26 protein-coding genes and 1 other RNA gene are annotated in these 21,866 nt (G+C 70.1%); 20 read left to right on the top strand and 7 right to left on the bottom strand.

All coding sequences use genetic code 11. The annotated features are described in order from the left end of the window. Positions 1–27: 27 nt before the first annotated feature. From ACWGDX_RS32660 to ACWGDX_RS32685, 6 genes are read left to right on the top strand one after another with little or no spacing between them, the layout of a single operon-like run. Entirely contained in the window at positions 28–495 is a 468-nt protein-coding gene (locus ACWGDX_RS32660; RefSeq protein WP_453631464.1) for a hypothetical protein, read from the top strand. Next, positions 492–842: a hypothetical protein gene (locus ACWGDX_RS32665; RefSeq protein ID WP_453631466.1), complete on the top strand. Its 351-nt coding sequence runs from the start codon at positions 492–494 to the stop codon at positions 840–842. The genes ACWGDX_RS32660 and ACWGDX_RS32665 overlap by 4 nt, the downstream gene beginning before the upstream one ends. Further along, positions 839–1,057 carry a hypothetical protein gene (locus ACWGDX_RS32670; protein ID WP_453631468.1) on the top strand — a complete coding sequence of 73 codons (219 nt, stop codon included), beginning with the start codon at positions 839–841 and terminating at the stop codon, positions 1,055–1,057. Before ACWGDX_RS32665 ends, ACWGDX_RS32670 begins: the two co-directional genes overlap by 4 nt. Beyond that, a complete protein-coding gene (locus ACWGDX_RS32675) occupies positions 1,054–2,250 on the top strand; it encodes a hypothetical protein (protein WP_453631470.1) in 1,197 nt (398 codons plus the stop codon). Before ACWGDX_RS32670 ends, ACWGDX_RS32675 begins: the two co-directional genes overlap by 4 nt. Next, the gene (locus ACWGDX_RS32680) at positions 2,247–2,594 is read left to right on the top strand and encodes a hypothetical protein (protein ID WP_453631471.1); all 348 of its coding nucleotides are present in this window, start codon (positions 2,247–2,249) and stop codon (positions 2,592–2,594) included. Before ACWGDX_RS32675 ends, ACWGDX_RS32680 begins: the two co-directional genes overlap by 4 nt. Then, a complete protein-coding gene (locus ACWGDX_RS32685; RefSeq protein ID WP_453631473.1) occupies positions 2,591–2,974 on the top strand; it encodes a hypothetical protein in 384 nt (127 codons plus the stop codon). The genes ACWGDX_RS32680 and ACWGDX_RS32685 overlap by 4 nt, the downstream gene beginning before the upstream one ends. A gap of 94 nt (positions 2,975–3,068) precedes the next feature. Here ACWGDX_RS32685 and ACWGDX_RS32690 read toward each other — a convergent pair whose 3' ends face one another. Further along, entirely contained in the window at positions 3,069–3,647 is a 579-nt protein-coding gene (locus ACWGDX_RS32690; RefSeq protein ID WP_363084713.1) for an HD domain-containing protein, read from the bottom strand. Positions 3,648–3,663: 16 nt separating this feature from the next. Beyond that, on the bottom strand, positions 3,664–4,029 hold the full coding sequence (locus ACWGDX_RS32695; protein ID WP_453631475.1) for a hypothetical protein: 366 nt from the start codon (positions 4,027–4,029) through the stop codon (positions 3,664–3,666). A 985-nt stretch (positions 4,030–5,014) separates the two neighbouring features. On the opposite strand from ACWGDX_RS32695, the gene ACWGDX_RS32700 reads away from it, so the two are divergent. The 6 genes from ACWGDX_RS32700 (at position 5,015) to ACWGDX_RS32725 (ending at position 8,962) form a co-directional block, all read left to right on the top strand. Beyond that, entirely contained in the window at positions 5,015–5,464 is a 450-nt protein-coding gene (locus ACWGDX_RS32700; RefSeq protein ID WP_453631511.1) for an ATP-binding protein, read from the top strand. A gap of 61 nt (positions 5,465–5,525) precedes the next feature. Further along, the gene (locus ACWGDX_RS32705; protein ID WP_453631477.1) at positions 5,526–5,651 is read left to right on the top strand and encodes a hypothetical protein; all 126 of its coding nucleotides are present in this window, start codon (positions 5,526–5,528) and stop codon (positions 5,649–5,651) included. Between the two features lie 261 nt (positions 5,652–5,912). Then, complete coding sequence (locus ACWGDX_RS32710) at positions 5,913–6,050, top strand: hypothetical protein (RefSeq protein ID WP_405986254.1); 138 nt, start codon at positions 5,913–5,915, stop codon at positions 6,048–6,050. 14 nt (positions 6,051–6,064) lie between these two features. Continuing rightward, on the top strand, positions 6,065–7,264 hold the full coding sequence (locus ACWGDX_RS32715) for a cupin domain-containing protein (RefSeq protein WP_453631479.1): 1,200 nt from the start codon (positions 6,065–6,067) through the stop codon (positions 7,262–7,264). Beyond that, positions 7,261–8,160: an aldo/keto reductase gene (locus ACWGDX_RS32720; protein WP_453631481.1), complete on the top strand. Its 900-nt coding sequence runs from the start codon at positions 7,261–7,263 to the stop codon at positions 8,158–8,160. Before ACWGDX_RS32715 ends, ACWGDX_RS32720 begins: the two co-directional genes overlap by 4 nt. Further along, on the top strand, positions 8,144–8,962 hold the full coding sequence (locus ACWGDX_RS32725) for a hypothetical protein (protein ID WP_453631483.1): 819 nt from the start codon (positions 8,144–8,146) through the stop codon (positions 8,960–8,962). Before ACWGDX_RS32720 ends, ACWGDX_RS32725 begins: the two co-directional genes overlap by 17 nt. Before the next feature lie 398 nt (positions 8,963–9,360). Here ACWGDX_RS32725 and rnpB read toward each other — a convergent pair. Further along, positions 9,361–9,764: RNase P RNA component class A (rnpB, locus tag ACWGDX_RS32730), an RNA gene on the bottom strand. Positions 9,765–9,873: 109 nt separating this feature from the next. Here rnpB and ACWGDX_RS32735 point away from each other — a divergent pair. The 4 genes from ACWGDX_RS32735 to eda all read left to right on the top strand — a co-directional run bounded on the left by ACWGDX_RS32735 (position 9,874) and on the right by eda (position 13,157). Beyond that, complete coding sequence (locus ACWGDX_RS32735; RefSeq protein ID WP_453631485.1) at positions 9,874–10,692, top strand: MerR family transcriptional regulator; 819 nt, start codon at positions 9,874–9,876, stop codon at positions 10,690–10,692. Then, positions 10,689–11,321: a hypothetical protein gene (locus ACWGDX_RS32740; RefSeq protein WP_453631487.1), complete on the top strand. Its 633-nt coding sequence runs from the start codon at positions 10,689–10,691 to the stop codon at positions 11,319–11,321. Before ACWGDX_RS32735 ends, ACWGDX_RS32740 begins: the two co-directional genes overlap by 4 nt. Positions 11,322–11,531: 210 nt before the next feature. After that, the gene (gene yaaA / locus ACWGDX_RS32745) at positions 11,532–12,338 is read left to right on the top strand and encodes a peroxide stress protein YaaA (protein WP_453631489.1); all 807 of its coding nucleotides are present in this window, start codon (positions 11,532–11,534) and stop codon (positions 12,336–12,338) included. A gap of 195 nt (positions 12,339–12,533) precedes the next feature. Then, positions 12,534–13,157, top strand: coding sequence for a bifunctional 4-hydroxy-2-oxoglutarate aldolase/2-dehydro-3-deoxy-phosphogluconate aldolase (eda, locus tag ACWGDX_RS32750; RefSeq protein WP_453631512.1), 624 nt, complete (start codon positions 12,534–12,536; stop codon positions 13,155–13,157). 162 nt (positions 13,158–13,319) lie between these two features. On the opposite strand, the gene ACWGDX_RS32755 is transcribed toward eda, so the two are convergent. From ACWGDX_RS32755 to ACWGDX_RS32770, 4 genes are all read right to left on the bottom strand, one after another. Then, a complete protein-coding gene (locus ACWGDX_RS32755) occupies positions 13,320–14,765 on the bottom strand; it encodes a bifunctional RNase H/acid phosphatase (RefSeq protein ID WP_453631491.1) in 1,446 nt (481 codons plus the stop codon). After that, positions 14,765–15,508 (bottom strand): zinc ribbon domain-containing protein, encoded by a 744-nt coding sequence (locus tag ACWGDX_RS32760; protein WP_453631513.1) that lies wholly within the window; start codon positions 15,506–15,508, stop codon positions 14,765–14,767. Before ACWGDX_RS32760 ends, ACWGDX_RS32755 begins: the two co-directional genes overlap by 1 nt. Further along, positions 15,505–16,344 (bottom strand): Nif3-like dinuclear metal center hexameric protein, encoded by an 840-nt coding sequence (locus ACWGDX_RS32765; RefSeq protein WP_453631515.1) that lies wholly within the window; start codon positions 16,342–16,344, stop codon positions 15,505–15,507. The genes ACWGDX_RS32760 and ACWGDX_RS32765 overlap by 4 nt, the downstream gene beginning before the upstream one ends. A gap of 198 nt (positions 16,345–16,542) precedes the next feature. Next, a complete protein-coding gene (locus tag ACWGDX_RS32770) occupies positions 16,543–17,583 on the bottom strand; it encodes an ABC transporter substrate-binding protein (RefSeq protein WP_453631492.1) in 1,041 nt (346 codons plus the stop codon). Positions 17,584–17,846: 263 nt separating this feature from the next. Here ACWGDX_RS32770 and ACWGDX_RS32775 point away from each other — a divergent pair, with 263 nt between their 5' ends. The 4 genes from ACWGDX_RS32775 (at position 17,847) to ACWGDX_RS32790 (ending at position 21,833) form a co-directional block, all read left to right on the top strand. Next, the gene (locus tag ACWGDX_RS32775) at positions 17,847–19,241 is read left to right on the top strand and encodes a hypothetical protein (RefSeq protein ID WP_453631494.1); all 1,395 of its coding nucleotides are present in this window, start codon (positions 17,847–17,849) and stop codon (positions 19,239–19,241) included. A 151-nt stretch (positions 19,242–19,392) separates the two neighbouring features. Continuing rightward, on the top strand, positions 19,393–19,572 hold the full coding sequence (locus tag ACWGDX_RS32780) for a hypothetical protein (protein ID WP_453631495.1): 180 nt from the start codon (positions 19,393–19,395) through the stop codon (positions 19,570–19,572). A 227-nt stretch (positions 19,573–19,799) separates the two neighbouring features. Further along, complete coding sequence (locus ACWGDX_RS32785; RefSeq protein ID WP_453631496.1) at positions 19,800–21,095, top strand: sensor histidine kinase; 1,296 nt, start codon at positions 19,800–19,802, stop codon at positions 21,093–21,095. A gap of 96 nt (positions 21,096–21,191) precedes the next feature. After that, the gene (locus ACWGDX_RS32790; protein ID WP_453631498.1) at positions 21,192–21,833 is read left to right on the top strand and encodes a response regulator; all 642 of its coding nucleotides are present in this window, start codon (positions 21,192–21,194) and stop codon (positions 21,831–21,833) included. Positions 21,834–21,866 lie beyond the last annotated feature (33 nt).

Consider the following 21,866-nt stretch of genomic DNA (forward strand, 5'->3'; position numbering starts at 1 on the left):
GCCCCCGGCCACGCCCGCTACCGGGGCATGCTCTCCATCCCCTATCTCGACCGCACCGGCCAGCCGCTGACGATCCGCTTCCGCTGCTTGGAAGACCACGATCACCGAGCCCTCGGTCATGGCAAGTACAACACCGTCAAGGACGACGCCCCCCGCATGTACGGCGTGGACTCCATCCATGCGGCCGGAGATGAAATCCACGTCACCGAAGGCGAACTGGACCGGATTATCCTCCGCAAAGTCGGCTTCCACGCCGTCGCCATCCCCGGCGCCGCGCTTTGGCTCGGCCGGCACCGCCGGATGCTCGCCGGGTTCTCGAAGGTCTGGGTGTGGGGCGACCCCGACGACGCGGGCGCCGAACTCACCAACAAGGTCTGCCGGGCCCTGCGGAGCGCCAAGGGCATCCGCCTGCGCGACGGCGACGTGACCGAGACCTACACGCGCGGTGGAGCCGAAGCCCTGTACGGCCTGATGAGCAAGGAGATGGCGAGTTGACCGAAACGACACCGACAAAGCGGTCGGCACGCAAGGCCGATCCGACCACGGCTGTCCTGGCGGAGGTGAAGACCGCGCGCAAGGTGCTCGGTCCCCGGCACCTGCCAGTCGCCGGAGGCGAGCGCCCGGCGAAGGGGCGGGCGTACCACGAGCGCCAGTCCAACCGATGGCGTGCCATCGAGTACGGCCGCACGCTCGCGAAGACCTCCGGCTGGGACTCCGCCGTCCTGGCTGCCGCGTTCAGCGCGCTCGCCGAGACCGACCCGGAGCACAGCCGCTCCGGCCTGGTCCGCCTGGCGGCGGTCGCCGTCGCGGCCGTCGAGTCGCTCGACCAGGAGGCCCCGTGAGCGGAGCACTGCCCGGCAATCCGGGGCCTCGCCTTCAGCGGATCTGGCAGGCCCTTGGCGAACGCGAGCGAGAAGCGTTCGAGCGGCACCTCCTTCAGGGCACGGCCGCCGAGGACCTCGTCTGGATTCTCGACCGCTACGGGCATCGCGTGTCCGCGTCCACCATCCGTACGTACCGGCGCCGACTGCGCCAGGAAGAGAGCAACCACGCTTGAGTGACACCCTGCTCGACGAGCTTCTCTCCAAGCCCGTGGGCCCCTCCGTACCGGCCCGACAGACCGACCCTGACCGCGACTTCACCCGGCAGATCGAGGTGTCCGGGGACGCTGCCGAGGTCACCGTCCGAGGCCCGGCCGGGATGGACCCGAAGGGCACCGCGGCCACCGTCCTGCGCTCGCAGGGGCTCGACCCGGCCGAGTGGGAGGTGAAGGGCTTCCGCTCCTCGGAGTGGACGATGCCCAACGGGGAGATCGGGCTGAGCACCCGCTTCTCCTTCGCCCGCAGCGTGGTCGCTCTGGACGACGAACGCCCGGACATCACCGAGCTGCTCGAAGCCGTCGAGGTGTACGAGCCTCGCTGGCCTGCGGGCGGGCTGCCCCAGGGCGATCACACTCTCGTTATCGCAATCGGCGACATGCAATTCGGCAAGCTTGATGGGGACGGACCGGCCGGCACTCTCCAACGCACGATCGACTGCCTGAACCAGGCGGCCGACCTACTGGAGGTCTACCGCAGACGCTTCGCCATCGGGCACGTGCACTTGGGCTGGCTCGGCGATCACGTCGAGGGCTTCCAGTCGCAGGGCGGCGCAAACGCCTGGCGAACGCAGCTCACTCTTACTGAACAGATCCGCCTCACCCGCCGGGTGATGCTGCACGGGGCGATGACGTTGGCTCCGCTGGCGGAGCGGCTGACCATGGCGGCCGTGCCGGGCAATCACGGCGAGGCCGTACGCTTCGCCGGCCGGGGCGTGACGCGCTACGACGACTCGCACGACACCGAAGCACTGATCTCCGTACGAGACGCGCTGGAGCTGAACCCAGACTTGTACGGGCACGTCGAGTGCTACGTGCCAGACACGGACGAACTGACGGTCGTCGTTGACTGCTCGGGCACCGTCGTAGCCCACGCCCACGGCCACCAGTGGCGCCCCGGCAAGCACTTCGACTGGTGGAAGGGCCAGGCGTTCAACAAGGCGAGCGCGATGCACCAAGCCGATCTTCTGCTTGCTGGCCACCTACATCACGAGTTCGTGGACACGGACGGCCCCCGCACCTTCATTCAGCCCCCGGCCATGGAGAGCGAATCCACGTGGTGGCGGCACGCGCGAGGCACCACCGGAGCACCGGGCCTGGTCGTCGCTGTGACGAAGGACGGCGAGGTGCCGGTCAAGGAGGTGGTCCGATGACCTCGCAACTCGGTCATGTCGAACCAGCCGAAGCCGTAACGGCCGTCGACTGGTCCGTCCTCGCCGAGCCGCAGGTCAAGAGCGTCGCCCAGGCCGTTGCCCGCGCGTTTGCCAGAGACTACGGCCTCACCTTGGAGTACGAGGACGCCTTCCAGGAAGCGGTCATCGTGGCCGCCGAACGGGCCAGCGAGGTACGGCGCATCCTCGCGGAGGCGAGCGCTGGCATGTTGCACCGCTGGATGTCTCAACGGCTGCGCGACCGCTGGCTGACGGACGCGAAGCGCCGAACTCGGCATATCTCCTATGAGGCCGCCCGACGCACGGTCGAAAGAAGCGGCCCATGACCTACGACCGACGCCTCGTCGAGCACCTCCTACCGGCGGTGTGGGACCCGGAGGCGGCGTATGGCGTCCGCAGCCCCACCGCCCCGGACGCGGACATGCCGAAGGGCACGGTCGACAAGCGCGCTTCGGACACCCTGTTCGCCCACCTCGCCGACATCCGGCGAGGTTGGGCGACCACCCCTCTGTCTCTAGGCGAGCGCCAAGCTCTTGTTCTGCGTTATGGCGCCGACCTGCACGACAAAGAGGCGGGTGCTCTTCAAGGGGTGACGGACCGGACTGTGCGCTACCGCTGCGAGCGCGGTGTTGGGAAGATCGCGGCCCATCTGAATGGGCTTGTCTACGTGGATGGGTACGCCTCGGCGGAAAAACAGGCCGCATAGACTGCGGCTCCCCCTGGGAAAGCAAATGCGAGCGCCCCGCCCCCATCAGCAGGAGCGGGGCGGCTTCGCGGGCCGGGAAGCGCGCAGGCGGCGGTCAGCGGAGGTAGGTCTTCTGCCATTCGACCGAGGTCATGTTCAGAGCCGCCTCAGCGAGGGCCTGCGCGGAAGCGGTCTTGAGCTTCGCAAGGCTGCTGTCAATCCAGTTCTGAACATTCGAATAGCCTTGTTCACGGTATTCCACAGCCTGGACAAGGCATTCCAGCTTGTCGGCGTCGTGGGCGACGATGACTTCGAGCGAATCGCCGTTCTCGTACTCTTCGACAACACTCTGTACACCGGCCTGTACAGCCGGGTGCGCGGCCGACACCTGGTCTGCGGTGACCTTCTCGTTCGAAGCTGCTTCCAGGTAGCGCCGACCGATGTGAGGGATGTCGCTGACGCGGGTCTCCTGAGTGTCGTGGAACAGCGCGAGAAGAGCCACCTTCGCCGGGTCCGCGCCTTCCATCATGGCGAGGACTGCGCCGATGATGCCGGTCCGGAAGCTGTGCTCGGCAATGGTCTCGGGGTCCTTGACGCCAGCGATCCACCACCCGCTTCTCTTGGCTCGCTTGAGCATCCCCATCTCCAGCAGGAATCCCGCGGTGCCCCTCGCCTGATCGGTGTCGTCCGCCATGATGCCCTCCGGTCTGTCACTTGCGATTCTCGCGTAGAACGTAACGCACCGCGCTGAGTTCCCGACGTGATCGCGAGGAGATTCGCCCTCCGTCGAGCAGTCGGGTCACCTGCTCGGCGAGCTGGCCAGCGACGGCCGGCGACGCCAGCGGGAGCCATGTGTGAGCTGTCATCAATGCCCAGAGGGAATGGACATACAGGTCAACGTACCCAGGCGCTTGGTGCAGTCCCTTCACCAGGCAACGCATCAACGTGACCGGGTCCCAGCCCGACAGGTCACGGTCGCGCATGAAGCCGTCATCAACCTGTGGCTCGGGAAGCGCTCCTAGCCAGTACGCCCAGTAGTTCAGGTTCGCCGCCTCGGCCGCATCGTCGTCAGCCATGGCTCGATCGATGAAGTCAAGCAAAGGCTGTGGATCACCGAGTCGCGCCAGTGCTGTAGCGGTTGAGCGAGCTTCCGCCCAATGGGGCGTCCAGCCTCTCGCGGCGAGGGTTCCACGGCGGGCGTGGAGAGCAGAGGCCGTCCACGACGTGGCTTCTGGGCTCTTGTCATAAGAGCTGAGGTAGAGCGCTTGGCGATGCAGTAGGACTCCGTCCCCGCCTGACCGCGCCGCCGCCTCAGCCGCGCTTCTCAGATGGGAGAAGAACGCCTCACGGTCTTGGGCCGGGAGGAGCGGCGCAGCCGCGACAGGTCCACGACGGGGCTGGGCTGGGCGATGGGCGAGAGACGGCGGAGTGGTGCCGTTGACAGCCCACGCGATCATGTGTGCCGTGTCTCGTGTGTGCACCCACTGCGCAAGTGGGTGACCCCGGACCAGATCCGGGGCAACCGTAGCCACCCCGACGATTTGGTCTGCATCCATAGCGGCATCCAAGAGCCCGACGACAGACGCATCGGCTCCGAGCGCCAGTATCCGACGCCGCAGGTTGAGGAGCGCCCCCGCCTTCATGTTGGCCAAGGGGCGACGTCCTGTTTCCCAGCCTTGGACAGTGGCGAGATCGATTTCCAGCACCTCGGCCAGCCCCGCTTGGGTGCGAGGGATGCTCTCCCTGGCCAGGCGCAGCACGAATCCGGCGATGGTGCCTGTGGCCGCACGTCGCCGTGCGGGCGCCTTGGCGATCATGGACTCCTCTGAGTGCACACAGCTATCCAACACGTACTCACAGTCAGTCCTACTGCGTTGGGATCGACCGTACGGTCAAGACACGGAATCAACCAGGGCTGTCCCTCATCCCAAAGTTGACGCCGCTGCGGCCGAGTTGGCCACATCCCCCAAGGCTCCCCGCTCTGCGGCATGGAGGAGAACAACGGCTCTGCCCCGTCAGGGCCAGATGTTCGACCACTCCGGAGGGAAGACCCCCGTGACCATGACTGCGACCAGACCCACCGCGATCGGCACTCCCGGCTACAGCGAGACGCTCCCCTGCGAGGTTGTGTCTGCGGGCCGCGCTCGCCTGCTGATCAGTGCGGCCCTGAACGCTTGGGGACTCGGCAACCTCGTTGACACTGGGGTGCTCATCGTCTCCGAACTCGCCTCGAATGCCGCACGGCACAGCGGATGCCACCTGATGCGGGTGAGTATCAACCGCACCGCTGAAGGCCGCGTACGCATTGCCGTAAGCGACAACTCCCTTACTGCGCCCGTCGTCCGAGAGCCCAGCAGTGACGCGGAGGCCGGCCGGGGGATGCTCCTCATCGACGCTTGTACCTACCGCTGGGACACGGATGTGTACCGATGGGGTAAGCGGGTCTGGGCCGAGCTCCTCGTCGAGAATTCCGACCGTCACGTGATGTCGCCTGGCAGGGAAAGAACATGACAGGCCGACGAGGAAGAAACTTCACCGTACTCACCCCGGAATCTCGTCGCGAAAGCGAGACGTGGCGATGAGCGTTGGGGAGAGTTCCATCGCCGAAGAGATCAACGGCTACCTGCATCATCATCCCGACGAAACAGCAGCTTTGATGCCGCCTTTCGATGCCTTGCTCGATCAACAAGCAGGGTAATCGCGCGGAGCGGCGCAGCTGGCGACACGGAGAAGAAGGCCAAGAAGGCGGACAAGAAAAAGAAGTAGGGGCTCGCCGAGCTCCGCAACGAATCCCACAGATTCCATCCTCGCCGCGTCCACGCGGGGATGGGCAATTCCCGCCCCCACCACGGTCGACCGCCGGGAGATCCCCGTCCCCGGCCACTCCCCGGTGGGGGCGGGTCCCACCGGCGCGGGGAACCGCCCCGAGCCGGAAAACATCACGAGTGAGGAGATCGAGATGGAGAACGAAACGCAGGCCAACCCCGCCCCGAGCGGGGGTGGCCTTCTGGTGGCCCGCGCGAAGGTGACTGCCGCTCGCGCCAGGATGTCGACCCCGTCCGACACCACCGCCGGCAAGTCCGACGGCAACGACTGACGAGGACTCACATCATGACCGCTCGCACATCTGCGGTCGTCGCCCGCCTCGGTGAGGACTTCCTCACCGAGGCGTTCGGCCGCACCCATCGTGTCCTTCCCGGCGCCGATGACGATCTCTCCGCCCTCATGGGCTGGGACCGTCTCGGTTGGGACGACCTCAACGACTTACTCGCCCGCCACCGCCTTGAGCCTCCTCGACTTCGCCTCTCCGCCGACGGAGAAGTCATCCCTCAGGACGCCTACACCGCTCCTTTGGTCACCCGGCGCAGCACGGTGTGGCAGCGGCTTCACCCGGCCGCCCTGCATGACCAGCTCGCCAACGGCGCCACCCTGGTCATCGACGCGATCGATGAGCTGCACGACGGCGTGCGCTACCTCGCGAGCGCTCTTGAGGCGGCCCTGCGCACCCAGGTGCAAGTGAATGCGTACGCGTCCTGGACGGGGCGCGAGGGCTTCGGCGTGCACTGGGACGACCACGACGTCGTGGTCGTCCAGATCTCGGGCGCCAAGCGCTGGAAGGTGTACGGTCCGACCCGCATCTCTCCGATGCACCAGGACGTCGCGGAACCGGAGGTGCCTCCGGAGAAGCCGGTCGACGAGTTCGTTCTGACGGCCGGCGACATGCTCTACCTGCCGCGCGGATGGTGGCACAGCGTCGCGGCCTCCGAAGGCGAACGCTCCCTGCACCTGACATGTGGGCTCACCACGACGACCGGAGCCGATCTGCTGATCTGGCTGTCGGAGAAACTTCGGGCCGAAGAGATCGTGCGTGCCGACCTCCCCCGATTCGGCACCCAGGCGGACAAACAGGAATTCGTAGGCGCCCTCCGCGGTCTGCTGGCCAAGGAGTTGGAGAGCGGAAACCTGATCGATCGGTACGCCGAGCACCGCGACGCCACAGAGCGTGTCAGGCTGCGGCCGTCCCTTCCGTTCGTGTCCGAAGTAGCGGCTGATGCCAACGTGACGGTGGAGATGCTCACCACGCGGCACACGCTGGCGTCGGACGAGAACGGCAACGCCGTACTGACAGCGGGCGGCGAGACGTGGACCTTCGCCCCCGCCGCCCGGCCACTGCTGGACCGCCTGACCGGCCAGGGGAGATACCAGCTCCGCGATCTGGTCTACGGAACCGGCCTCTCGCTGAAGCAGGCCGCAAACATCATCACCGAGCTGGTGAAGGGGCAAGTCGTCTCGGCCGGGAGCATCTGGTGACCGCCGCCCTCGGGATGGGCACCTACCGGGCGCGTGGCGTACCGGAAGCCGCCGAAGCCGCCATTCGGAGCGGGGTGTGCTGGATCGACACCGCGCCCAACTACCACCACGGAAAGGACGAAGCCCTCCTGGCCCCCGTCCTGAAAACGCATCGGGGCGTCCGCGTCTCGACCAAGGTGGGTTTCCTGTCCGAACCGCAGCAGGACGAAGCGGTACGCAGGCGAGTCCTCACCCATTCCGAAGCTGGCCAGGGCCACAGTCTCGCCCCCCAGTACGTGCGATGGCAGGTCACCCGCAGCAAGGAGGCCCTGGGCCGCACGCCCGACGTCGTGTTCCTTCACAACCCCGAACACGGCGGCCCCTCCCCGATACGCCTGGCGGACCGCATCCTGAGGGCCTTCGGCGCACTGGAAGAATGCTGCAACCGAGGGCTGATCAAGGGGTACGGGGTGGCCACCTGGTCCGCCCTGCACGACGGATCACTGACCGTGGAAGAACTCGTTGACCTGGCCCGCTCGGCGGGCGGAGCCGCTCACAGGCTCCGAGCCATCCAGCTCCCCTTGTCCCTCGTTCAACTCGGCCCCCTCGCGGACGCGGTCGACGGATATGGAGTACTGATCGACGCCCGGTCGGCCGGCCTCGACGTCTACGCGTCCGCTCCGCTCCACGGCGGCGAACTGACCGACATCATCACGCCCCCCGTCGCGGACGAACTACTGCCCGGAGCCACCCCACTGCGCATCATCCTCGGCACCGTGGCGTCCGCCCCCGGCGTCACCAGGGTTTTGCTGTCGGCAAGTACAGCAAAGCACTGGTCCGAGGCCGCCCAAGGGGCCCTGGGACATTCACTCGACACCAACGATCTCCGGAGAATCACCGATGCCTTCCGCACCTGATGACGCCACAGCCGAGCGGATGCGCCGCGCGCACCGCACAGCCGCGAGCGCCCTCTTCGTCACAGCGGAGCCCGCCGAGACATGGGGCTGGGAAGGCAAAACCCTCAGCAAGCCCGCGAAAGACCGCCTCTGGCTCCGCCTGGCAGCCGTGCCCGCAGACAAGGCCGCCACGTCCTCGTGGGACGGCCCGGAAATGGCCGAGAAGCTGATCCCGCACGGCGTCCCACGGCCCGGACTGCGCGGCGTACATGAATGGAACGACGGCATCTACGCCTACCGGGCCGAACTCTACGACCGCCTCAAGGGCGAACCCGTAAGCAAAGGCCCCTTGCCGCCGGAAGTGCTTGATCTGCCGGACAGTTGGTGGGCATCACTGCGCCGCGCCCTGGCCGTCGTCTCATCGGTACCCACCGACCGAGTGGCCGTACGTCAGCAACGACTCCACTGGGCCATGCCGCAGTTCATCCGAGCCGACGTGCGGACACGGGTGCCCGAGTGGACAACAGCACACGCTGACATCCAGTGGTCCAACCTCGTCGGCCCCGAACTGTCCATCATCGACTGGGAACGCTGGGGACTGGCCCCCACCGGATACGACGCAGCCACCCTCTACGTCTCCAGCCTCACCGTTCCCGAAGTCGCCAAAAAGGTCTGGCACTGCTTCGGGTCCGTACTCGATTCCCCCGCCGGCCGCTTCTCCCAACTCGTCGCGGCGAGCGAATACATCCAAGGCATCCAACGGGGCAACAATCTGGAGCTGGAAGCCCCCCTGCGGAAGCTGATCGCTCAACTGCTGGTCTGAACCGGCATAGAGCAGATCCACCGCAAGACCACCCGAGCCCGCATGCCCCGAAGAAGCGTCCTCCGGGGCAGCATCAGCCGCAGAAGCCTCCGGGGAGGCGGGCGCATTCATGGGCGCATTCGCTCCCAGAATATCCGCGTCCTTCGTCGAAGATTGTGCTGACCGGACGCAGGTCCCCTCTGAAGATTCGGAAAGGCTTATTCCGTTTAGCAGACCATCCAAACCAAAGCGGAGGTAGGGTGACTTTTGGGATCTTGAAACTCGTTCTCCAGTCGCATAAGTGCCGACGCCAATGGCCGACACCAAGGAACGAGCAGCCTTGAGGATCGCTCCGACGCTGAAAGAAGCGCCCTGACCTGGTGTTTTCCCAGATCAGGGGCAACTTTCCGTCTATGCGGCAGACGAGTCGGGCTGTACGCCGGATTTTGTCGCCGGCCGACCTCGCGGTCGGCCGGGAGACGGCCATCCATCTAGGGCCGGCGTTGCCGCCGGCCTCGTGCGGTCTACCCGCGGACTCGGGCGGGCAGCCCTCGATCGTCCGCGCAGGGCCGCCTTTCGGTGGCCCCTCTTGACCTTGCTCCGGGTGGGGTTTACCTAGCTGCCCAGGTCACCCTGGGCACTGGTGGTCTCTTACACCACCGTTTCACCCTTACCGGGGACCGAGGTCCCCGGCGGTCTGTTCTCTGTGGCACTGTCCCGCGGGTCGCCCCGGGTGGGCGTTACCCACCACCCTGCCGTGTGGAGTCCGGACGTTCCTCGGGGAGGTCCACAAGAACCCCCACGCGGCCGTCCGCCCGGCTCGTCTGCCGTAAAGGTCATCTTACCCGTCCGTGCGGGCCGGACCGTATCGCGGCCGGTGGGGGAGACGGGCTCCTTGACCTTGCCGCGGCGTCAGGGTCTCTACTGGGTTCATGCGGATCGGAGAGATCGCCGCCCTCGTCGGGGTGACCCCACGGGCGGTACGGCACTACCACCACCTCGGCCTGCTGCCCGAGCCCGCGCGGCGTGCCAACGGTTACCGCGACTATTCGGTACGTGACGCGGTGCTCCTCGCCCGGATCCGGCGGCTGACCGAGGTGGGGCTCGGGCTGGACGAGGTACGGGATGTCATCGCCGACGACCAGGGGCGCGAGTTCATCGAGGTCCTCGGTGAACTGGACGCCGATCTGGCCCGTCAGGAGGCCGGGATACGGGCCCGGCGCGAGAGACTCGCCGAGCTGATGCGCCGGCCTGCGACGGCCGAGGAGCCGGTGTCCCCCGCTCTGGCCCGGCTGCTGGGATCCCTTCCCGTCACCGACTCCCCGATGGCGGGCAAGGACCGGGAACTGCTGGCCCTGTTCGACACATCGGAAGGCAGCGAACGTCTCTACGACGCGTTGCGCCCGCTGACGCGGAGCACCCATGTCCTCGGTCTCTACCGGCGGCTCGACGAACTCGCCGACACCCGTCCCGACGACCCACGGATCGAGCCCCTCGCCGCCGAACTGGCGGGCGTCGTGCCCGATGAGGTGCTGGCCGGTATGACGGCGGCGGAAGAGCGGGAAGAGCCGGCGGTCGCCACCGGGTTCCGGGACGCCCTGCTCGCCGAGTTCCCGCCGGCGCAGGGCCGGGTCGTACAGCTGATGGTCGAGACGCTCATACGACGGGCACGGGAACGAACGCGCGAACCCAGGCAGGAAGCGACGCAGGAACCCACGCAGGAACTGACGCAGGACGGGGAATCGGGATGAGAGGCATCGCCTGGCGCGGAATCGTCAGCCAGAACATACGGTCCATGGGCAGCCTGGCCCGGTGGGCCGTACGCCGCACGCACGGCGTACGGGAGGGCGATCAGCCCGTCCCGTACACCGGTCCGCAGACGGCGATGATGTACGGACTGCTCTTCGTGGCCGTCGTGGAGACGGTGATGCTGGCGCTGCTGATCCCCTGGCCGCCGGTCCACCGGGTCCTGCTCGTGCTCGACGTCTACACCGTGCTGATGGTGCTGGCGCTGCACGCGGGCTGTGTGACACGGCCTCATGTGGTGGGCGCGGACGGCTCGTTGAGGATCCGTTACGGCACGCTCCTCGATCTGCGGATCGACGCGGACCGGATCGCCTCCGTACGGGTCGAACGGCGGTACCCGGACGGCAAGCTGATCCAGTACGACCCCGCCGACGGCGGGATCCTGGACCTCGTGGTGGGCAGCCAGACGACGGTACGGGTGGAGCTGACCGCGCCCGTCATGTTCGTACGGCCGCTGGGCGGGGAAGGGCGGGCGCGGGTGATCCGTTTCCACGCCGACCGGCCGGAGCTGGTCACGAGGGCGATGGCGGATGCGGCGGCGCGGGCCCAGGAGCGGGGGCGCTCGGTGTCCTGACGGGACCGACGCCCCGACCGGCGCCCTGACCGGCACCGCGACCAGGCACCCTGACCGGCGGCGGGGGCGGCGGGGACCGTACGCGTGCGGCCGGGCGTCGCCTACCCTGGCGCGGGGGCCGTACCCCGTATCCCGTTGCTCCCCCGCACTGCCGACACCCCACACCCACATCCCGCATCCCGCACCCCCACATCCCCGAGGAGAAGTCACGTGCTCGTCCTGCTGCCGCCGTCGGAAGGCAAGTCCGCTTCCGGGCGCGGGGCTCCGCTGAAGCTGGAGTCCCTGTCGCTGCCTGGGCTCACCGAGGCCAGGAGCGCCGTGCTGGACGAGTTGGTCGAACTGTGCGCGGCCGATGAGGAGAAGGCGCGCGAGGTGCTCGGTCTGAGCGAAGGCCTGCGGGGCGAGATCGCGAAGAACGCGGTGCTGCGGACGGCCGGTACCCGTCCGGCCGGGGAGATCTACACCGGCGTGCTGTACGACGCGCTGGACCTGGCCACGCTCGACACCGCGGCGCGCCGTAGGGCCGGGAAGTCGCTGCTGGTCTTCTCCGGGCTCTGGGGCGCGGTACGGGTGGGCGACCGTATCCCCCCGTACCGCTGCTCGATGGGGGTCAAGCTGCCGGGGCTCGGCGCGCTGGGCGCGTACTGGCGCGCGCGGATGGAGTCCGTACTGCCGGAGGCGGCCGACGGCGGGACCGTACTGGATCTCCGCTCCTCGGCGTACGCGGCGGCGTGGCAGCCGAAGGGCGAACTGGCCGGCCGCACCGCGCGGGTACGGGTGCTGCACGCGCAGACCGATCCCGTGACCGGGGTGGAGAAGCGGTCGGTGGTGAGCCACTTCAACAAGGCGACCAAGGGCCGGCTCGTACGGGACCTGCTCACCGCGGGCGCCCGCCCGAAGAACCCCGCGGCCCTGGTGGAGACGCTCCGGCAGCTCGGACATGCGGTGGAAGCGACGGCCCCGGCGCGGGCCGACCGGCCATGGGCGCTGGATGTGGTGGTCACGGAGATCCACTGACGGCACGAGGCCGGCGCAGGGCCGACGGGAGCCGCGAGGGCCCGCGACGGGCAGCGGCGGCACGGAGCCGGCGGGCGGTCAACCCGGCGGCCCGGGGACTCCCGCGCCACGCGTCCCGCCCGCGCCGCCGCAGGCGTGTTGCGCGGTGTGCAACGTTCATTGCGGAGCATGGCCGACGCACGGCAGGATGACGCCATGACCTCCGTGCTCGACCTCGCCCCCGTCATCCCTGTCGTCGTCATCGACGACGCCGCCGACGCCGTGCCCCTCGCCCGTGCCCTGGTCGCGGGCGGGCTGCCCGCGATCGAGGTGACCCTGCGGACCCCTGCCGCGCCCGCCGCGATCCGCGCGATCGCCGCCGAGGTGCCGGACGCGGTGGTCGGTGCCGGGACGGTCCTCACGGCCGGGGCCGTGACCGACTCGGTGACGGCGGGCGCGCGCTTCCTGGTCAGCCCCGGGTGGACGGACGCGCTGCTGAACGCGCTGCGGGACTCGGGGGTGCCGTTCCTGCCCGGGGTCTCGACGGCCTCGGAGGTGGTCGCGCTGCTCGAACGCGGGGTGACCGAGATGAAGTTCTTCCCCGCGGAGGCCGCGGGCGGCACGGCCTATCTCGCCTCCCTCGCCGGCCCGCTCCCCCAGGCGCGCTTCTGCCCGACGGGCGGGATCACCGCCGCGAAGGCACCGGCGTATCTCGCCCTGCGGAACGTGGGCTGCGTCGGCGGTACGTGGATGCTTCCGCCGGACGCGCTCGCGGCGAAGGACTGGGGGCGGGTCGAGTCGCTGGCCCGTGAGGCCTCGGCGCTGCGCACGGCGGGCTGAGCGCAGCGGTCCGAGCGGGGCGGTCCGAGCGGGGCGGTCCGAGCGGGGCGCACGGCGGGCTGAGCACGGCGATCCGAGCCCCCGGCCGCGGAGCCCTCGCCAACCGCCACCCGCCGACCGCCACCGGCCACCCGCTACCCGCCGCCCGTCCCCGGGCCGGGGTCAGCGCAGGTGGGACGTGTCGTTCAGCAGCCGTACCGACGCGTTGCCGTCCGCGTAGTACGCCACCGCCGACAGCGACGCCGCCGACAGTTCCATCCGGAACAGCGACTCGGGCGGTGCGCCGAGCGCCAGTCTGATCAGCGTCTTCACCGGGGTGACATGGGTGACGAGCAGGACCGTCCGCCCCTGGTACCGGTCGAGCAGCCGGTCACGGGCCGCCCTGACCCGGCGGCCGACCGTCGTGAAGCTCTCGCCGCCGCCCGTCGGCGCGACGGCGGGCGAGGCGAGCCAGGCACTGAGGTCGTCGGGGTGGCGCTCCCGTACCTCGGCGAAGCTCAGCCCCTCCCACGCGCCGAAGTCCGTCTCGCGCAGGCCCTCTTCGACCATGACGTCCAGCCCGAGCCGGGAGGCGACGGCCTCCGCCGTCTCACGGCAGCGCCTGAGCGGTGAGGAGACAATGTCCTGGACGGTGCCGCGCGCGGCCAGCGCCGTGGCGACGGCCTCCGCCTGACGGCGGCCGATCGCGGAGAGTTCGGGGTCGCCGCCGCCACTGCCGGAGAAGCGCTTCTCGGGGGTGAGGGCGGTCTCGCCGTGCCGCAGCAGGACGAAGGTGGCGGGAGTGCCGAGATCGGCGGAGGGGCCCCAGCCGACCGTCGGGGCCGCGGTCGTGGAAACGCCCTGCGCGCCCGACGCGCTCGCGCCCGACCCGCCGGAGGTCCCCGGGGCCGCCTTCCGCGCCTCGGACGTCTTCAGGTTCGCCGTCGTGAGCGGCTCGTCGGCGGGCTCTTCGTACGCCGGGGCCGCCGGGGCCGCCGTGCCCCCGGCTCCGGACGCGCGGCCACCCGCGAGCGCCGCCCGCGCCTTCGCCGCGCCCGCCGCCGCGTCACCCGCAGGCCCGGAAGGCACCGAAGGCGCGGACGTACGGCCCGGCCCCCGGCCGGAAGGACCAGCGCCCGCGCCCGCGCCGCCGCGTGACGCGTTGCGCGCCGCCCCCGTGTCCAGGTCCGCCGTGGAGGCCGACGGCTCCCACCGCTTGCCCTTCTTGCCCGCGTCCATCGCCTCGTTGGCCAGCCGGTCCGCGTGCTTGTTCCGCTCGCGCGGGATCCACTCGTAGGTGACCTGTCCCGTCGGCAGGATCCGCCCGGCCTCCGCCGCCAGCGGCTTCATGTCCGGGTGCTTGATCTTCCAGCGCCCCGACATCTGCTCGACGACGAGCTTGGAGTCCATACGGACCCGCACCGACGCGGCCGGGTCCAGTGCCTTCGCCGCCTTCAGGCCCGCGATCAGCCCCTTGTACTCGGCGACATTGTTCGTCGCGACCCCGATGTACTCGGCGGCCTCCGCGAGCGTCTCGCCCGTCACCGGGTCCAGGACGACCGCGCCGTAACCGGCGGGGCCCGGGTTGCCCCGGGAACCGCCGTCGGCCTCCACGACGAACTTCGCCATCACAGACCCGATTCGGACGTACGGACCAGGATCCGGCGGCAGTTCTCGCACCGCAGCACGGCGTCCCGCGCCGCCGCCCTGACCTCGTTGACCTCGGTGATGTTCAGTTCGAGCTGGCAGCCCTCGCAGCGGCGCCGGAAGAGCCGGGCGGCGCCCACCCCGCCCTGCTGGACGCGGAGCTTCTCGTACAGCTTGAGCAGATCGGCCGGCACCGACGCGGCGATGATCTCGCGCTCCTTGGTCACGGCCGCGGTCTGGCCGTCGAACTCCTCCAGCGCTCCATCGCGGCGCGTGGCGGCGTCATCGGCCTTGGCCTGGACGGAGGAGACACGTTCCGTCAGCTCGGCGACCCGCTCCTGCGCGGACTCACGGCGCTCCATGACCTCCAGGACGACATCCTCCAGATCGCCCTGGCGCTTGGCGAGCGAGACGATCTCGCGCTGGAGGTTCTCCAGGTCCTTGGGCGAGGTGACCGCGCCGGAGTCCAGTCGCTGCTGGTCGCGTACGGCACGCTGGCGCACCTGGTCGACGTCCTGCTCCGCCTTGGTCTGCTCGCGGGCGGTGTCGCTCTCCTCGGTCGTCGCGGCGACAAGCAGGTCACGGAGCTGGGCGAGGTCCTTGGTGAGCGACTCGATCTCGGCGTGCTCGGGCAGCGAGCTGCGCTTGTGGGCGAGCTGCGACAGTCGTACGTCCAGGGCCTGGACGTCGAGAAGTCGGATCTGGTCGGCGGGCGCGGCGTTCAGTTGGGGGCTCCTGAAGAATCGTGGTGGGCGGACCAGGGGTCGGTGACGGTCTCTGAGACATGGACCCGCAGGTCCCAGCCATGGCGGTCGGAGATCTCGTCGAGCTGGGCGGCGGCCTGCTCGCACCAGGGCCACTCGGTGGCCCAGTGCGCGGCGTCGATCAGTCCCAGCGGTGAGTGCTGTGTGGCCTCGGAGGCGGGGTGGTGACGCAGATCCGCGGTGAGGAACGCGTCCACACCCACCGCCCTGACCTGGTCGAAGAGACCGTCGCCCGAGCCGCCGCTGACCGCGACCGTACGGACGAGGGCCTCCGGGTCGCCCGCCAGCCGTACGCCCTGCGCGGTGGCGGGCAGCCGGTGCGCGACGCGCGCGGCGAGGTCCCGGAGGGTGGCGGGACGGTCCAGTTCACAGATCCGGCCGAGTCCGCGCCGTCCCGCCGGATCCGTCGGGTCCGGTACGAGGGGTCCGACGATCCGCAGGTCCAGCGCGCCCGCGAGGGCGTCGGAGACCCCGGGGTCGGCGGTGTCGGCGTTGGTGTGGGCCACGTGCAGCGCGATGTCGTGCTTGATGAGGGTGTGCACGACACGGCCCTTGAAGGTGGAGGCCGCGACCGTCGACGTACCGCGCAGATAGAGCGGGTGGTGGGTGACGATCAGCTCGGCGCCCAGCTTCACGGCCTCTTCGGCGATCTCTTGGACGGGGTCGACCGCGAAGAGGACCCGGGTCACCACCGCGTCGGGATCGCCGCAGACCGTACCGACGGCGTCCCACCGCTCGGCCCGTTCGGGGGGCCAGAGGGCGTCGAGCGTGGCGATCACTTCGGACAGGCGGGGCACGGAGGGCACGGAGCAAAGGCTACCTGTCCCACGTGCCCCACCGGCCATGACCGGAACAGCTCATGACAGCCGGGCCCCGCCCGGCCGGTCCTCGCGGATCGGCCCGGGGAGTCCGGGTGGCGGGGGTACCTCCGTACCCCGGTCCCCGGGGCCGCGCGAAGGGGTACCTCCCGTGTCCCGGGCCCCGGGGGCCGCGCGCTACTTGACCAGGTAGCCGCGGAGATCGTCGAGCACCAGGCCGGCCGCCGTCACGCCCAGACCCAGGTACCAGGTCTCGTCCTTGACGTCCTTGGCCTGGCCGGCCTCGACCGCCTTGAGGTTCTTCCAGAGGGGGTTGGAGCGCGCGGTGTCCCGCTGGGTCTTCGCCGGGTCGCCGTACACCCCGGTGAAGATCCAGTCGGCGTCGGCGTCGTCGATCTTCTCCGGGCTGATCTCCACGGCGAGATCGTTGATCCGCTGGTTCTCGGGGCGCGGCAGACCGACGTCGTCGAGGATCGTGCCGATGAAGGACGCCTTCGCGTACAGCCGCAGCTTGTCCGGCATGTAGCGCACCATCGAGACGGTCGGCTTGTCCTGGCCGAGGTCCGCGCCGAGGTCCGCCGCCTTCTTGTCGTACGCGGCGAGGGCCGCCTTCGCCTCGGCGGTACGGTCCAGCGCCTGCGCGTTGAGGAGGTAGTTCTCCTTCCAGGTGAAGCCCGGCCGGATGGAGAAGACCGTGGGCGCGATCCGCGACAGCTCCTTGTACTTGTCGGCCGCGCGCAGCTGGCTGCCGAGGATCAGATCGGGCTTGAGCCCGGCGATCGCCTCAAGGTTGAGACTGTTGATCGTGCCGACGTTCTCGGGGTCGCCCGCGCCCTGCTTCAGATAGCTCGGGATGGCCTCGTCGCCCTCGGTGGGGGCGTAGCCGACGGGCTTGACGCCGAGCGACACGACATTGTCGAACTCGCCGACGTCCAGGACCACGACCCGCTCGGGCCGGGCCTTCAGCTCCGTCTTGCCCATGGCGTGCGTGATCGTGCGCGGGAACCGACCCGGCCCGGCGTCGGTCCCGTAGGTGGCCGTCTTCGCGGCCGCGTCGGCGAAGTCCTTGCCGCCCGTGGCGACCGCGGCCTTCTTCCCTCCGTCGTCGGAGGCGGCGGAACCGCTGTCGGAGGAGTCGCCGCCGCTGCCGCAGGCCGCGAGGGAGAGCGCGGCGGCGAGTGCGACCACGGCGGCTGAGCCACGGCGTCGTATGGACATCTGGATGCTCCTGGGAAGTGCTGGGGTGCACGTCGGGCGTGCGGATGCGGGGCCCGCGTACGGGTTCGGGGCGCCGGTCGGGCGCCGGCCGGACACCGACTTAGGTATGCCTTACTTTAAACACCCCCTCGTCCCGTCAGCACACCCGCCCCCACACGCTCCGGCAAATCCCGCCATGGCCACCCATATGTGTGAAGTGGTCGACGTCGTGTTGTTCGGTAGGAAGTGCGAAAACTAGCTTCGTCGCCGGAGGTGACGAACCGATGACGGCCTGTGCCATCGAGACGGCTGCGGAGGACGGAGCGCTGCGGCGTACGGGGTTCGCGATCACGGCGGACGGGACCTACGCGGCGCGACTGACGCTCGGAAGCGGAAGCGGCGGAAGCGGGGACGGGGGAAGCGGCGGCGGAAGCGGGGGCGGGAACGGGCGGGGCGACGGGGGCGCGGGCGGGGGCGGGAACGTCGGGGACGGCGGGACCGGCGGGGGCGGGCGCGGCGACGCCTGGTTCCCGGAGCGCTGGACCCTCGACGGACCCGAGCCCTATGCCGTACCCCTCCCCCTCGACCAGCCCGAGGAGCCGGACTCCGATGTCCTGCCCATGGCCGACGGACGGGTGCTCATCCGCCGCCGGGTCGCGGACCGGCACGACTTCTCGCTGCTCTATCCGACCGGACCGGGCACGGGTCAACTGCCGTTGGGCGCGATCGGCTGCGACCGGCTGGCCCTGCTTCCGCCGTCACCGGACGGCAGGAGCGCCTACGCCCTGGCGCCCGGCGAGCACTCCACCACGGTCTGGCTGGTGGCGGGCGGCGCGTTCGGACCCGAGCGGGTGGCCGAGGTCGCGGGGCACTGCTCGGGCGGCGTCTGGCTCGACCGTACGGGGCGGATACTGGCCCTGGACCGGGAGAGGGACGGCGTGGTCAAGGCCGTCGCCGTCGATCTGGGGCGCGGTGGCGAGGCGACGCCGCTGCTCCAGATCACCGAGGAGAGCAACGACCGGCTGCTGCTGGCGGACGCCGACAGCGGACTGCTGCTGATCCGCTCGGACGCGCCGGGTCACGACCGGCTGGGCTGGGGCGTACTGGGCAGTCTGCGGCCGGTGCGCTTCCCCGAGTGTCTGCGGCTCGCGGACCACGCGGTGACACCGTTCGCCGTACAGCCGGGGCAGGTGCTGATGCCGGAGAGCTGCGCGGTGGCGCTGCGCATCGACGGCGCGGCGGGCAGCGGACTCGGGATGTGGCGTCCGATGGGCCGTCGGATTCATCAACTGCCCACGCCCGCGGGGTGGCTGGCGGGATCGGGGTTCTGGACCCGGGACGGTGTGCTGCGGCTGCCGTACGCGACGGGTGATGTGCCGTGCGGAGTGGCCCGGCTGGTGGCCCCGGCGGAACCGGCCGGATCCACCGCGCCGTTGGAGCCGTCGGCGGAGGTGAGGACTGCGGAGGTGCGGTCCGCGGCGCCGCTGACGTCCGGGACCGCCGTCGCGTCCGGGGCGGCCGTGGCCTCCGTGACGGTCCCCGGGCCGCCGACGCTCACACAACTCACACAAACGGAATCCCCGGTGGGGGAACCGTTCGCACCTCCGCGAACTCCTGTGATGTGCAGGCCGGTCCCCTTGCAGCAGGCGCCTCTCACCGGGCGCGGGGTACCTGGATAGACTTTCTTCCGGGGCCACGCAGCCGTACCGACCGGGCATTTGTCGGGGACTGTGATGTGGAACGGTGACCGTCACTTCGTCGGGGCGGTACAGGGAGAGCCGGGGCCCCTGCGCCACAACAAGAAGCGATCACGACGGGGTGACTTCCCACATGTCCGAAGCCCGAAGCAACACCACCCAGGAGCGCCCGCAGACGACGGCCGCCGATCGGGATGACATCAGCCACTTCGGAAAGCACCGAGGTGGCGCGGCCTCCACGGAGGACTCGATGTCCCCGGCCCACGGCCGCCACCGCCGCCCGGCGGAGGGGGAACACAGCAACGCGGCCTGAGTTCCGGGCCGGTGCACCATGAGAGGCCGTCGCGGCACGGACGCGGCGGCCTCTTCCTGTTGGCGCGGCGGCCTCTTCCCGTGGGGGCGTCCGCGCTCTGTCGAGGGGTCCGCGTCCTGTCGGCGTATCCGCGCTCCGCCGGGCATCCTCGCCGGGACATTTGTACCGGGCGAGTCCGTACATCCGCGTCTGCCGGAGCGACGGCCGCGTTCCGTAGCGTCATCGGCATGACACGGACGAACGACATGACCTGGAAGTCCCGGGACAAGGACCGGAACCGGCACCCGGGACGGAGCTGGGACGGCGGCGGACCGGGCGGCGACGGCGGCGGACCGAACAGCGACGGCGGCGGCGAACCGGGCCGCGGCAGACCGGGGCCGCCCAGCGGTTACGCGATGCTGCCCTGGCTGCTCCTCGGCCTGGGGTCCTTCTCAAATCTCGTCCAGGGCAGGACCCCGAACCCCTGGCTGGGCGGGATCGGTCTGCTGGTCTTCAACTCCCTCTATGTCTCCGTCGTGTTCACGGCCTTCGTCCCGGGGAAGCGGCGGAGCCACATCACCTGGTGGTCGCTCGCCGGGATGGGGCTGATGACCTTCGGGCTCGGCGGTCTCTACGGCGGGAGCTGGCTGCTGTTCTTCCCGCTCTTCGGGCTGGCCTGCGGCACCGTGGTGCGCGGGCGCGCTCTCGCCTGGGTGGGTCTTGCGCTGAGCGCCGTCGCGGGGGCCGTCGGCGCGTACCACGACGGCTGGGGCGCGATCGGCGTCGCGTACGGCACGTTCATCTCGATGATGGTGACCGCGGCGATCCTCACCCTCGCCGAGACGGTGGGGGAACTGCGCGCCACCCGCCAGGAGCTGGCGCGCTCGGCGGTGGAGCGCGAGCGGCTGCGGTTCTCCCGCGATCTGCACGATCTGCTCGGTCACACGCTGTCCGTGATCGTGGTCAAGGCGGAGGCCGCGCGCAGGCTGATGCCGGACGATCCGGACGCGGTCCTGACCCAGGTCTCCGACATCGAGTCCGTCGGGAGACAGGCCCTGACCGAGATCCGGGAGGCCGTCACCGGTTACCGCGAGGGCAGTCTCGCCACGGATCTGGACCGGGCGCGCTCGGCGCTGACGGCCGCCGGGATCGAACCGGTGATACGGCGGTCCGGGCCGCCGCTGGAGCCGTGGGCGGAGGTGCTGCTCGGCTGGGTGGTACGGGAGGCCGTCACCAACGCCGTACGGCACAGTGCCGCGACCCGCTGCACGATCACCGTGGACGGCACGTCCGAACAGGTCGGACTGACGGTCACGGACGACGGCGTCGGGGCCGGTGCGGGGGAGGGTGCCGGGGCGGGCGCTGGTGGGGGTACGGGGCTCAAGGGCCTCACCGAACGGCTCGTGGCGGCGGGCGGGTCCCTCGAAACGGGCCCGGCGGGCACCCCGGCGGACGGTACGGCGGAAGGCTCCGGGCCAGGGGCGCGACAGGGCTTCCGGGTGACCGCCCTCCTGCCGGTGGACACCTCGACGGCGCGCGTCTGAACGGCGCGCTCTGATCAGCGCGCGCTCGTGCGCGCCTCGCCAGGTCCCGGACTTCGCGTCCGGGGCGGGCCGGTCCCCCCGCCCTACCCTGTGCAGATGACAGAGATGCCCCGGGACCACAGGCCGGCCACGTCCGTACGCGTCCTTCTCGCCGAGGACCAGGGCATGTTGCGCGGGGCCCTCGCGCTGCTGCTCGGTATGGAGCCGGACATAGAGGTGGTCGCCCAGGTGGCCACCGGCGACGCCATCGTGGACACCGCGCTCGTCTCACGTCCCGATGTGGCGCTGCTGGACATCGAACTGCCCGGTATCAGCGGTCTCGACGCCGCCGCGCTGCTGCGGGACGAGGTGCCCGGCTGCCGGGTGCTGATCCTGACCACCTTCGGCCGGCCCGGCTATCTGCGCCGGGCGATGGAGGCGGGAGCGGCGGGCTTCCTGGTCAAGGACGGACCGGTGGAGGAACTCGCCGCGGCGATCCGCAAGGTGCTGACCGGCGAGACCGTCATCGATCCCGCGCTGGCTGCGGCGGCCCTGAGCGCGGGCCCGAATCCGCTCACCGCGCGCGAGCGTGAGGTGCTGAACTCCTCGGTGGACGGCGCGACCGTCGCCGACATCGCGGCCAGGCTCCATCTCTCCGAGTCGACCGTACGGAACTATCTCTCGTCGGCCATCGGCAAGACCGGCACACGCAACCGCATGGAGGCGGTACGCGCCGCCCGCCGCCAGGGCTGGCTCTGATCCCCGGAGCCCCGGGTCAACGGAACTACGGAT

This window comes from Streptomyces sp. NPDC055025, from assembly GCF_053608565.1.

Excerpts from the sequence above, each read along its gene's own strand:
- ACWGDX_RS32775 (WP_453631494.1), top strand. The coding sequence starts at position 17,847 with ATGACGGCCTGTGCCATCGAGACGGCTGCGGAGGACGGAGCGCTGCGG.
- ACWGDX_RS32780 (WP_453631495.1), top strand. The coding sequence starts at position 19,393 with ATGTCCGAAGCCCGAAGCAACACCACCCAGGAGCGCCCGCAGACGACG.
- ACWGDX_RS32710 (WP_405986254.1), top strand. The coding sequence starts at position 5,913 with ATGGAGAACGAAACGCAGGCCAACCCCGCCCCGAGCGGGGGTGGCCTT.
- ACWGDX_RS32715 (WP_453631479.1), top strand. The coding sequence starts at position 6,065 with ATGACCGCTCGCACATCTGCGGTCGTCGCCCGCCTCGGTGAGGACTTC.
- ACWGDX_RS32770 (WP_453631492.1), bottom strand. The coding sequence starts at position 17,583 with ATGTCCATACGACGCCGTGGCTCAGCCGCCGTGGTCGCACTCGCCGCC.
- ACWGDX_RS32735 (WP_453631485.1), top strand. The coding sequence starts at position 9,874 with ATGCGGATCGGAGAGATCGCCGCCCTCGTCGGGGTGACCCCACGGGCG.
- ACWGDX_RS32790 (WP_453631498.1), top strand. The coding sequence starts at position 21,192 with ATGACAGAGATGCCCCGGGACCACAGGCCGGCCACGTCCGTACGCGTC.
- ACWGDX_RS32755 (WP_453631491.1), bottom strand. The coding sequence starts at position 14,765 with ATGGCGAAGTTCGTCGTGGAGGCCGACGGCGGTTCCCGGGGCAACCCG.
- ACWGDX_RS32740 (WP_453631487.1), top strand. The coding sequence starts at position 10,689 with ATGAGAGGCATCGCCTGGCGCGGAATCGTCAGCCAGAACATACGGTCC.
- ACWGDX_RS32725 (WP_453631483.1), top strand. The coding sequence starts at position 8,144 with ATGCCTTCCGCACCTGATGACGCCACAGCCGAGCGGATGCGCCGCGCG.
- ACWGDX_RS32685 (WP_453631473.1), top strand. The coding sequence starts at position 2,591 with ATGACCTACGACCGACGCCTCGTCGAGCACCTCCTACCGGCGGTGTGG.
- ACWGDX_RS32680 (WP_453631471.1), top strand. The coding sequence starts at position 2,247 with ATGACCTCGCAACTCGGTCATGTCGAACCAGCCGAAGCCGTAACGGCC.
- ACWGDX_RS32700 (WP_453631511.1), top strand. The coding sequence starts at position 5,015 with ATGACTGCGACCAGACCCACCGCGATCGGCACTCCCGGCTACAGCGAG.
- ACWGDX_RS32660 (WP_453631464.1), top strand. The coding sequence starts at position 28 with ATGCTCTCCATCCCCTATCTCGACCGCACCGGCCAGCCGCTGACGATC.
- eda (WP_453631512.1), top strand. The coding sequence starts at position 12,534 with ATGACCTCCGTGCTCGACCTCGCCCCCGTCATCCCTGTCGTCGTCATC.
- ACWGDX_RS32690 (WP_363084713.1), bottom strand. The coding sequence starts at position 3,647 with ATGGCGGACGACACCGATCAGGCGAGGGGCACCGCGGGATTCCTGCTG.
- ACWGDX_RS32695 (WP_453631475.1), bottom strand. The coding sequence starts at position 4,029 with ATGGCTGACGACGATGCGGCCGAGGCGGCGAACCTGAACTACTGGGCG.
- ACWGDX_RS32785 (WP_453631496.1), top strand. The coding sequence starts at position 19,800 with ATGACACGGACGAACGACATGACCTGGAAGTCCCGGGACAAGGACCGG.